This is a genomic window from Pseudomonas sp. P7548 (genome assembly GCF_013386585.1).
Classification (GTDB): Bacteria; Pseudomonadota; Gammaproteobacteria; order Pseudomonadales; family Pseudomonadaceae; genus Aquipseudomonas.
The window spans coordinates 1-10,253 of record NZ_JACARO010000147.1 but is presented as its reverse complement, the minus strand read 5'-3'; the positions used below and the strand labels follow the sequence as shown (position 1 = coordinate 10,253).

The 10,253-nt window shown below is 63.0% G+C and carries 9 protein-coding genes; 5 read left to right on the top strand and 4 right to left on the bottom strand.

Features of this window, described 5'->3' with window-relative positions; genetic code table 11:
• Window positions 1–53: 53 nt before the first annotated feature.
• Window positions 54–839, bottom strand: a complete 786-nt coding sequence (locus HX803_RS31625) for a sulfite exporter TauE/SafE family protein (protein ID WP_178926001.1) — start codon at window positions 837–839, stop codon at window positions 54–56.
• 82 nt (window positions 840–921) lie between these two features.
• Window positions 922–1,701: a class I SAM-dependent methyltransferase gene (locus HX803_RS31620; protein WP_178926000.1), complete on the bottom strand. Its 780-nt coding sequence runs from the start codon at window positions 1,699–1,701 to the stop codon at window positions 922–924.
• A 137-nt stretch (window positions 1,702–1,838) separates the two neighbouring features.
• Here HX803_RS31620 and HX803_RS31615 point away from each other — a divergent pair, with 137 nt between their 5' ends.
• The 3 genes from HX803_RS31615 (at window position 1,839) to HX803_RS31605 (ending at window position 3,655) form a co-directional block, all read left to right on the top strand.
• The gene (locus HX803_RS31615) at window positions 1,839–2,360 is read left to right on the top strand and encodes a DUF3455 domain-containing protein (RefSeq protein WP_178925999.1); all 522 of its coding nucleotides are present in this window, start codon (window positions 1,839–1,841) and stop codon (window positions 2,358–2,360) included.
• 108 nt (window positions 2,361–2,468) lie between these two features.
• Entirely contained in the window at window positions 2,469–2,990 is a 522-nt protein-coding gene (locus tag HX803_RS31610) for a sigma-70 family RNA polymerase sigma factor (protein ID WP_178925998.1), read from the top strand.
• On the top strand, window positions 2,987–3,655 hold the full coding sequence (locus HX803_RS31605; protein WP_178925997.1) for an anti-sigma factor domain-containing protein: 669 nt from the start codon (window positions 2,987–2,989) through the stop codon (window positions 3,653–3,655). Before HX803_RS31610 ends, HX803_RS31605 begins: the two co-directional genes overlap by 4 nt.
• Here the strand turns inward: HX803_RS31605 and HX803_RS31600 are convergent, their stop codons facing one another.
• The gene (locus HX803_RS31600; protein ID WP_178925996.1) at window positions 3,656–4,957 is read right to left on the bottom strand and encodes an ATP-binding protein; all 1,302 of its coding nucleotides are present in this window, start codon (window positions 4,955–4,957) and stop codon (window positions 3,656–3,658) included.
• 3 nt (window positions 4,958–4,960) lie between these two features.
• Window positions 4,961–5,662: a response regulator transcription factor gene (locus tag HX803_RS31595; RefSeq protein ID WP_176997738.1), complete on the bottom strand. Its 702-nt coding sequence runs from the start codon at window positions 5,660–5,662 to the stop codon at window positions 4,961–4,963.
• A 319-nt stretch (window positions 5,663–5,981) separates the two neighbouring features.
• Between HX803_RS31595 and HX803_RS31590 the strand changes: the two genes are divergently transcribed.
• Window positions 5,982–7,136: an efflux RND transporter periplasmic adaptor subunit gene (locus tag HX803_RS31590; RefSeq protein WP_178925995.1), complete on the top strand. Its 1,155-nt coding sequence runs from the start codon at window positions 5,982–5,984 to the stop codon at window positions 7,134–7,136.
• A 6-nt stretch (window positions 7,137–7,142) separates the two neighbouring features.
• The gene (locus tag HX803_RS31585) at window positions 7,143–10,235 is read left to right on the top strand and encodes an efflux RND transporter permease subunit (protein WP_178925994.1); all 3,093 of its coding nucleotides are present in this window, start codon (window positions 7,143–7,145) and stop codon (window positions 10,233–10,235) included.
• Window positions 10,236–10,253: the final 18 nt, after the last annotated feature.

The window sequence follows — 10,253 nt, the reverse complement described above, 5'->3', positions numbered from 1 at the left end:
GTAAGAGCGGAACCATAAGCAGCCGTTACCCAAATAACGGATATACCCAAAGATCAAAACGCCAACTTATACCCAATAGTCATCAACATAACCGCCAAACAAGGCCGCAACACCCCATCCGGCACCTTCCCAGTCATGTGACTACCGATGTAGATCCCCGGCAACGACCCCATCAGCAAAAACCCCAGCAAATGCCAATCCATATTCCCCATGCTCGCATGCCCCAAACCCGCAACCAGGGTCAGCGGCACAGCATGGGCAATCTCAGTCCCCACCAACCTCCGTGTAGCCAGAAACGGATAAAGGATAAACAGCGCCACAGTCCCCAGCGCCCCAGCGCCGATGGACGTCAACGCAACCATGGTCCCCAAAATCGCCCCCGTCACCACGGTGAGCGCATTCAGGTTACGCGGGCTCATGTGATAGCTGTCACCCGCATGCCGCTGGGCAAAAGCCAACAAACTTTTCTTGAACAGAATGGCCAAGGCCGTCAGCAACAGCACAACACCCAACGCCTGCTTGATCACCGCATTCATGGCGCTAGGGTCAGTGTGCAAGCTGGCGAGGAACCACAACGTCAGCAGCACCGCTGGCACGCTGCCCAGGGTCAGCCAGCCGGTGATGGTCCAGTCGATATTCTTGTTCTTGCTGTGCACCAGCACACCACCGGACTTGGTGATAGCCGCGTACAACAGGTCGGTGCCCACGGCAGTGGCCGGGTTGATCCCGAACCACAGCAGGATCGGCGTCATCAACGAGCCCCCGCCTACACCCGTCATGCCGACAATAAAACCAACGATCAGGCCAGCCACCACGAAACCAACATTACCCACATCCATTACAACTACCTGCGGCCTTATAAATTTCTGGCCGCAGGATAGCGATTTTTCTTATAACGACTTATATCAATGTGATCTGACTTTATGCCTTTTTTGCCAGTCGCTGACAGACGTAGGCCTGGGTCTGGTAGGGAAAAGCCACGGTGTCACGCCCCTGCAACGCCGGGTGGGTCTCGATCAACGCCTGCAACTGCGCAGTGACCGTGGCCTTTTCGGCAGCCGGCAAGGCCGCGATGAAGCTCACCGACAGGAAGCGATCCATGATCACTTCCTGCGGGCTGCCCACATGGTGATAGGGAAAGCAGGTCATCTGCGGTACGGAAAAATACTCGCCGGTGAAGGCTTCCCGCCAGCGGCCGGTGTGAAAACGCGGGGTGTCGCCTTCATAGGGGGTGATGATCTCGGTGATCGCCGCCACCCAATCCACCGATTCATCGCGCACATTCCACACCAGGCCCAAGTGCCCGTCGGGCTTGAGCACGCGGTGGATTTCCGTCAGTGCCGCCTCGGTGGAGAACCAGTGGAAGGCCTGGGCGCAGACCACTGCGTCGGCACTGGCTGATTCCAGGGGGATGGACTCGGCGGTGCCGTTGAGCAGGCGCACCTCCGGTAAGAGTTTACGCAGCTGTTCGCCCATGGCCGCCACCGGTTCGACGGCAATCAGCGTCGGCGCCAGGCTGCTGAGCAAGCGGGTGAATTTGCCGGTCCCGGCGCCCAGGTCGATCACCGTGGCCTGTGCATCGATGTGCAGCGCGTCGGTCAGCCAGCCGGTGAGTTGTCGCGGATAGTCGGGCCGACCTTGGGCGTAGGTGACAGCCTGGGTCGAGAAACCCTGTTGAGCAGACGTGTGGACACCAGTCATTGCCAATCTCTCCTCGGGTATAGCGGGGGCACAGTGTGCGCCCTCGACCGTTTATTTTCTAATCGGTGCATCCAATCGTGCCTTCCCTGGGTAGTCCCTGCAGCAACCCTGCTGTTCTACCCAATGGAGAGTCACCCATGAACGCTAAAGCCCTGCTCTGCCTGACTGCCCTGCTCGCTGCTGCGCCATCCGCATTCGCCCAGACCGGCCTGCCCGACAGCATCAAGGTGCCGGATGGCCACAAAGTGGCCCTGGAGACCACAGGTGTGGGCGAAATCACCTATGAGTGCCGCGACAAGGCCAACGCCGCTGGCCAGGTCGAATGGACCTTTGTCGGGCCCAAGGCAGTGCTCAATGACCGCAGTGGCAAACAAGTGGGCACCTATTTCGGCCCGCCAGCCACCTGGCAGGCCCAGGACGGTTCGAAGGTGACCGGCACACAATTGGCGGTAGCGCCGTCGGGTGCGGGCAACCTGCCCTATCAACTGGTCAAGGCCAACCCCGCCGAAGGCAAGGGCGCGATGAGTGGCGTGAGTTATATCCAGCGGGTTGCGCTCAAGGGCGGTGTGGCGCCGAGCAGTGCTTGCACCGTGGCCGACAAGGGCAAGCAGGAAGTGGTGAAGTACCAGGCTGACTACATCTTCTGGGCGGCCAACTGAGCAAACTCGGCTACGCTGCGTTTACCTGGGCACCGTGTTCCAACAGGGGAATTTCGGTGCTTGGGCGGTTGCGGCGCGGGGCGAGCCCGCTCACTACAGGATTGGGGGATGTGTGTGTTTGATTACGAAGCCTGTTTGTTGGCCTGCGCCCAGGGTGATCAACGCGCGTTGCGTCGCTTGTACGAACAGGAAAGCAGCCACCTGCTCGGTGTGGCCATACGCATCACCCGGGACAAGTCGCTGGCCGAAGACATCGTGCATGACGCGTTCATCAAGATCTGGCGCGGCGCTGGCAGTTTTGACCCCAGTCGCGGCTCGGCCCGAGGCTGGGTGTTCAGCGTGACCCGGCACTTGGCGCTCAATGTCGTGCGCAACCATTACCGCGAAGTCCCCTTGGGCGATGAACACGAGCAAGTCGCTGTAAACGACACCTTTGAATTTGCGGCACGTTCGGGGCAGATCCACACTTGCCTGGAACAGCTCGACCCCAGCCGTCGCCATTGCATCCTGCATGCCTATGTCGACGGTTTTTCCCACAGCGAAATCGCCCGGAAACTCGACACCCCGCTGGGGACGGTCAAAGCCTGGATCAAACGTAGCCTCGCCGCGCTGCGGGAGTGCATGGCATGAGCAACCCACTGGACGAACTGGCCAGCGAATACGTGCTGGGCACCCTGCCCGCCGAACAGCGTGCCGAGGTGGAACAGCGCCTGCCCCATGATGCTGAGCTGCGCGCGGCGGTCGATGCCTGGGAGCAGCGCTTGCTGCCGCTGACCGCCCTCGCGGAACCGGTGCCGCCCTCGGCGCACCTGTGGCGGCGCATCGAAAGCCATCTCTCGACGGCACGCACACCGTGGTGGGATCTGTTGGCGGTGTGGCGCAGTTTGGCCGGTGCCGGCTTGGTCACCACACTGGTCCTGGCGGCGTTGTTGCTGACCCGCCCACCCACTGCCGAACCGACCTTTGTCGTGGTGCTGGTGGCCCCGCAAAACCAGGCACCGGGCTGGGTGATCCAGGCCAGTAACAATCAACGGATTCAATTGATCCCGTTGGGCACGATGCACGTGCCGGCCGACAAGGCCTTGCAGTTCTGGACCAAGGGCGATGGCTGGCAGGGGCCGGTCTCGCTGGGGTTGGTCAAGCCAGGGCAGACGTTGTCGGTCCCTCTGGACACGCTGCCGCCGCTCAGCCCAAACCAACTGTTCGAGCTGACCCTGGAAGACCCGCACGGCTCGCCCACGGGCAAACCGACGGGGCCGATCCAGGCCATCGGCCGTGCGGTGAAGGTGCTGTGATCAGCTGACGGTGGGCAACCACACGCGAAACCGCGCCCCGCCCAGGGGTGATGCCAGGGCAGTCAAAGTGCCGCCCTGGGCCTCGAGGGCGCGGCGGCTGATCGCCAGGCCCAGACCGAAGCCACCGGTGGCGCGGTCGCGGCTGCGGTCCAGGCGGTAGAACGGCTCGAAGATACGCTCACGCTGGTCCACCGGTATGCCGATGCCATCGTCGTCCACCCAGATCTCACACCCCTTGGCGCACACCTTGACGCCGACCTGGATACGCTTGTCGCAGTAACGCGTGGCATTGCGCAGCAGGTTCTGCAAGGCGCGCGCAGTGAGGCGCGGGTCGAGGCTGAAGCGCTCCACCGCACAGTCCAGTGCCACATCAATAACGATCTCGGGGTTTTCCAACTCGTCGTCGACACTGCCCAACACGCTGTCAATGAATTCATCGAGCACCACTTCGACCCGTTCCGGCAATTGCGCCGGGTTTTGCAGGCGGCTGTAGGACAGCAGCTCCAGCACCAGCTCATCCAGTTCGCGAATATGCGCCACCAGGCTTTGCAGGCGCTCGCGACCGGCGGGCGGCAAGTCTTCGGACAGTGCCAGGGCCAAGCCGAAATCCAGGCGGGTCAGCGGCGTGCGCAATTCGTGGGAGACCGCGTTGAGCAGGTCGCGCTGCTGGTTGAGCAGGTGTTCGATGTCGTCGGCCATGGTGTCGAACACCGACGCCAGGCTGCCGATGTTGGAGCTGGGCGGAATCTGCGTGCGCTCGCTGAGGTTGCCTTTGCCCAGTTGCGCCGCCGTGCTCTTGAGGCGCTCCAGGTCACGCCAGTGCGGGCGCAGCCACACCAGCAGGCAGGCGAGCAAGGCGGCGACGATCAATACGTTGATCACCCAGTACAGCAGGTTCATGTCCATCGGGTCGGGCGGGATCGTCAGCTTGACCACGAACTGCGCATTGATCGGCGAGCTGACCTCTTCCATCCAGCCCCACTCCCCCAGCCGGATCACTGGCTTACCTTGTTCCAGCAACTGCTCTTCGGCGGGGGTGTAGCTGGCGTCCTGGCGCAGCAGCAGTTGCACTTTCAGCGGGGCAAAATCACGGCCCAGTTGTTCGGTCACCTGGGACCAGCGCTCCACCGGCGCTCGCAGGTACTGCTTGACGATCAGCTTTTGCTGGCCGCGGGACTGCTCGATGTTGTAGTTCATGTAGCGGTGTTCGAACACCTGGATCACCCCCTTGGGGATCAGGTAGATCGCCGCGCTGTAGGTGACGATGGTGATCAGGTAGAGGCGTAGCAGCACACGAAACATGGATCAGCATTCCCACTCGGAGCGGCTGAACAGGTAGCCCTTGCCCCACACCGTCTTGATCTTGCGCGCTTCGCCGGCATGGTCGTCGAACTTGCGGCGCAACTTGGAAATGGCCACGTCCACCGAGCGGTCGGTGCCGTTGAACTCAATACCACGCAGGCGTTGCAGGATCTGGTCGCGGCTGAGCACTTCGCCCGCGTGCCGGGCCAGTACCACCAGCAGGTTGTATTCTCCGCTGGACAGCTCCACCGCCTGTTCGCGCCAGGTCACGGTGCGCTCCGACAGGTCGATGCACAGGTTGCCCATGATGATCTGGTCATTGGCCGCCAGGGGCTCGGACAGGCTGCTGCGGCGCAACAGCGTGCGCACACGGGCCAGCAGCACCCGGGGCTCGCAAGGTTTGGTGACGTAGTCGTCGGCGCCCATTTCCAGGCCCAGCACCTGGTCGTGGCTGTCGTCGCGCGCGGTGAGCATCAGGATCGGCAGGCCCGCCGAATCGGCGCGCAGCAGGCGGCACACTTGCAGGCCGTCGAGGCCGGGCAGCATCAGGTCGAGGATCACCAGGTCCGGTGGGTTCAGGCGTGCACGTTCGCGTACGTGGTCGCCACGGCTGAGCACACTGACGTGGTAGCCATTGCGTTCCAGGTAGCTGGCAATCAGCTCGGAGAGTGCGGCGTCGTCTTCTACCAGGAGGATGTTGGGCATGGTGTTTCCAGATAATACGGTTCGTAGGCTGAGCAAAGACCCTTGTGGCAGCGGGCTTGTGTGGGAGCTGGCTTGCCTGCGATGCAGGCAACTCGGTCTTTCAGTGAGGCCGAGGCGATGCTATCGCAGGCAAGCCAGCTCCTACACAGAAGCCCTGCTCCCACATTTGATCTTTGTTGTTTGCAGGATTGTGCAAGGATATACGCCCTTTACCGCCTATGGGCCGCACCTTACATTTCTTCACACACGCCCTACACAGCTTCACAGCACCACGGCGCAGGTGTCTTTAGGATGCGCCAGTCAATATTGGGATATGAGCATGTCGAAGAATCTGTTTGCGCCGTTTTGCCTGCTGGCCCTGACGCTGGCCTTGAGTGCCTGTGACAAGTCCAGCGCGCAAGCGCCGGAAATGCCCCTGGCCAAGGTCCGCATCGAAACCCTGCAGGCCAAGCCCCTCTCTATCACCAGCGAACTGAGCGGGCGCATTGCTGCGCCGCGTATCGCCGAGGTGCGTGCACGGGTGGCCGGTGTGGTGATGCAGCAGGTGTTCAAGGAAGGCCACGACGTGAAACAGGGCGACGTGCTGTTTCGCATCGACCCGGCCCCGTTCAAGGCTGACCTCGACAGCGCCCAGGCCAATTTGAGCAAGGCCGAAGCCAATGCCTTCCAGGCGCGCCTGCAAGAGCAACGCTACAGCCAGCTGGTAGAAGGCAACGCCATCAGCGGCCAGGACTACGACAACGCCCGCGCCGCCGTGCGTCAGACCAACGCCGAAGTCGCCGCCAACAAGGCCGCCGTGGAGCGCGCCAAGCTGAACCTGGGCTACGCCACCGTGACCGCGCCGATTTCCGGGCGCATCGGTCGCGCACTGGTCACTGAAGGCGCACTGGTCGGCCAGAACGAAGCCACGCCACTGGCGATCATCCAGCAACTGGACCCGATCCACGCCGACCTCACCCAGTCCACCCGCGAACTCAACGACCTGCGCCGCGCCTTCCGTGCCGGCAGCCTGAAGCAGGTCGGCCAGGACCAGGCCAAGGCCACGCTGATCCAGGACGACGGCAGCCTGTACCCGTTGCCGGGCAAGCTGCTGTTCGCCGAGATCAGCGTCGACCCGGGCACCGGGCAGATCATCCTGCGCAGCGAATTCCCCAACCCGGACCTCGACCTGCTGCCTGGCAGTTTTGTACGGGTGCGCCTGGAACAAGCCGTGGACAAGCAAGGCATCAGCGTGCCGCAACGCGCCATCACCCGTGACAGCGCGGGCATCCCCATGGTGTTGCTGCTGGACGCCGAGCAGACCGTGAGCCAGCAGCCGGTGGAACTGGGCGCGGTGATTGAGGACCGCTGGATCGTCAGCAGCGGCCTCAAGCCCGGCGACCGCATTGTCGTCGAAGGCCTCCAACACGCACGCCCCGGTGAAAAAGTCGAAGTGGATGACAGCCCTGCCTCGGGCCATCTGGTAAAGGAATAACCCGCCATGCCGCAGTTCTTTATTGACCGCCCGATCTTCGCCTGGGTGGTGGCCCTGTTTATCCTGCTGGCCGGCGCGCTGGCCATCCCGCAGTTGCCGGTGGCCCAGTACCCCAACGTTGCGCCGCCGAAAGTCGAAATCTACGCGGTGTACCCGGGCGCGTCGGCCCAGACCCTGGACGAAAGCGTGGTCAGCCTGATCGAGCAAGAGCTCAATGGCGCCGATCACCTGCTGTATTTCGAATCCCAGAGCAGCCTCGGTTCGGCGACCATCACCGCCACCTTCCAGCCGGGCACCGACCCGGAAATGGCCCAGGTGGATGTGCAAAACCGCCTCAAGGCGGTGGAGCCACGCCTGCCCCAGGCGGTAACCCAACAGGGTTTGCAGGTGGAGAAAGTCTCCGCCGGCTTCTTGTTGCTGGTGACCCTGACCTCCAACGACGGCAAGCTCGATGACGTCGCGCTCAGCGATTACCTGGCGCGCAACGTGATGAACGAGCTCAAGCGCCTCGATGGCGTGGGCAAGGCGCAGCTGTATGGCGCCGAGCGCGCCATGCGCATCTGGATCGACCCGCAGAAGCTGGTGGGTTTCAACCTGACACCGGCCGATGTGAATGCCGCGATCAGCGCGCAGAACGCCCAGGTCTCGGCCGGCAGCATCGGCGACCTGCCGGGCACCAAGACCCAGGAAATCACCGCGGCGATCCTGGTCAAGGGCCAGCTGTCCACCCCGGCCGAGTTTGCCGACATCGTGCTCAAGGCCAACCCGGACGGCTCCACCGTGCGCATCGGCGATGTGGCGCGGGTGGAAGTCGGCAGCCAGGAATACCAGTTTTCCACGCGCCTGAACGGCAAGCCGTCCACCGCCGTCAGCGTACAGCTGGCCCCGGGTGCCAACGCGCTGAACACCGCCACCCTGGTGCGGGCGAAGATGGACGAGCTGTCGCGCTACTTCCCGGCCAATGTGGAATACAAGATCCCGTATGACACCTCGCCGTTCGTCAAGGTCTCGATCACCAAGGTGGTCTATACCTTGCTCGAAGCCATGGCGCTGGTGTTCGCGGTGATGTTCCTGTTCCTGCAGAACGTGCGCTATACGCTGATCCCGACGCTGGTGGTGCCGGTGGCGTTGATGGGCACGTTCGCCACCATGTTGCTGCTGGGTTTTTCGATCAACGTGCTGACCATGTTCGGCATGGTCTTGGCCATCGGCATCCTGGTAGACGACGCCATTGTGGTGGTGGAAAACGTGGAGCGCATCATGGCCACCGAAGGCCTGTCGCCCCGGGACGCCACGCGCAAAGCCATGGGCCAGATCACCGGCGCCATCGTCGGTATCACCCTGGTGCTGGTGGCGGTGTTCCTGCCGATGGCATTCATGCCGGGATCGGTGGGGGTGATCTACCAGCAGTTCTCGCTGTCGATGGCCACCTCGATCCTGTTTTCGGCCTTCCTCGCCCTGACCTTGACCCCGGCGCTGTGTGCCACGTTGCTCAAGCCGATTCCCCAGGGCGAGCACCATGCCAAGGGTGGTTTCTTCGGCTGGTTCAACACGCGCTTTGAACAGCTCACCCACCGTTACGAAGGCTGGGTGGCCTACGCCCTCAAGCGCAGCGGCCGCTACCTGCTGATTTACCTGGTGCTGCTGGTGGGCCTGGGGCTAATGTTCACGCGCCTGCCCTCCTCGTTCCTGCCGGTGGAAGACCAGGGCTACACCATCACCGATATCCAACTGCCCCCCGGCGCCAGCAAGAACCGTACAGTGCAGGTGGCCGAACAGATCGAGGCGCACAACGCCGAGGAGCCTGGGGTGGGCGACACCACCATGATCATGGGCTTCAGCTTCTCCGGTTCCGGGCAGAACGCCGCGCTGGCGTTTACCACCCTCAAGGATTGGTCCCAGCGCAGCAGCGACGACTCGGCCTCGGCGATTGCCGACCGGGCCAACGCCGCGTTCAGCGAACTTAAAGATGCCATCGCCTACGCGATCCTGCCGCCCCCGGTGGATGGCCTGGGCACGTCCAGCGGCTTTGAGTTCCGCCTGCAGGACCGTGGCGGTGTGGGTCACGCCGCATTGATGGCCGCCCGCACGCAGTTGCTCGCGGCGGCCGAGAAGAGCCCGATCCTGGCCAACGTGCGCGAAAGCGCCCTGGCCGAGGCCCCGCAGGTGCAACTGGAAGTGGACCGCAAGCAGGCGAATGCGCTGGGCGTGTCGTTCGCCGATGTGGGCAACGTGCTGTCCTCGGCGATCGGCTCGGCCTACATCAACGACTTCCCCAACCAGGGCCGCATGCAGCGGGTGGTGGTGCAGGCCGAAGGTGACCAGCGCAGCCAGGTGGCGGACTTGATGAAGATCCACGTGCGCAACAACGCCGGGAAGATGGTGCCGCTGTCGGCGTTTGTCGAAGCCAAGTGGACCCAGGGGCCTACCCAGTTGTCACGCTACAACGGCTACCCGGCCATCGCGATTTCCGGCGAAGCGGCGCCAGGGCACAGTACTGGCCAGGCGATGGAAGAAATTCAGCGCCTGGTCAGCCAACTGCCGGCCGGCCTGGGCCAGGAATGGACCGGGTTGTCGCTGCAGGAACGCTTGTCCGGTTCCCAGGCGCCGTTGCTGCTGGGCCTGTCGCTGTTGATCGTGTTCCTGTGTTTGGCGGCGCTGTATGAAAGCTGGTCGATCCCGACCTCGGTGCTGCTGGTGGTGCCACTGGGCGTGCTCGGTGCAGTGCTGGCGGTGACGTTGCGCGGCATGCCCAACGATGTGTTCTTCAAGGTGGGCCTGATCACCATCATCGGCCTGTCGGCAAAAAACGCGATCCTGATCATCGAGTTTGCCAAGGACCTTTACGAACAAGGCGAAGACTTGATCGACGCCACCTTGAAAGCGGCGCGGCTGCGCCTGCGGCCGATCATCATGACGTCCCTGGCGTTCATCCTCGGCGTGGTGCCGCTGGCGATTGCCACCGGGGCCAGCTCGGCGAGCCAACAGGCCATTGGTACAGGCGTGATCGGCGGGATGATCACGGCGACGCTGGCGGTGGTGTTTGTGCCGGTGTTCTTTGTGGTGGTGATGAAACTGGTCAAGAAGAACACCCGATAACCTGTGGGAGCTGGCTTG

Coding starts and splice junctions, on each gene's coding strand:
- HX803_RS31610 (WP_178925998.1), top strand. CDS start 2,469: ATGTGTGTGTTTGATTACGAAGCCTGTTTGTTGGCCTGCGCCCAGGGT.
- HX803_RS31600 (WP_178925996.1), bottom strand. CDS start 4,957: ATGTTTCGTGTGCTGCTACGCCTCTACCTGATCACCATCGTCACCTAC.
- HX803_RS31585 (WP_178925994.1), top strand. CDS start 7,143: ATGCCGCAGTTCTTTATTGACCGCCCGATCTTCGCCTGGGTGGTGGCC.
- HX803_RS31625 (WP_178926001.1), bottom strand. CDS start 839: ATGGATGTGGGTAATGTTGGTTTCGTGGTGGCTGGCCTGATCGTTGGT.
- HX803_RS31595 (WP_176997738.1), bottom strand. CDS start 5,662: ATGCCCAACATCCTCCTGGTAGAAGACGACGCCGCACTCTCCGAGCTG.
- HX803_RS31590 (WP_178925995.1), top strand. CDS start 5,982: ATGTCGAAGAATCTGTTTGCGCCGTTTTGCCTGCTGGCCCTGACGCTG.
- HX803_RS31620 (WP_178926000.1), bottom strand. CDS start 1,701: ATGACTGGTGTCCACACGTCTGCTCAACAGGGTTTCTCGACCCAGGCT.
- HX803_RS31605 (WP_178925997.1), top strand. CDS start 2,987: ATGAGCAACCCACTGGACGAACTGGCCAGCGAATACGTGCTGGGCACC.
- HX803_RS31615 (WP_178925999.1), top strand. CDS start 1,839: ATGAACGCTAAAGCCCTGCTCTGCCTGACTGCCCTGCTCGCTGCTGCG.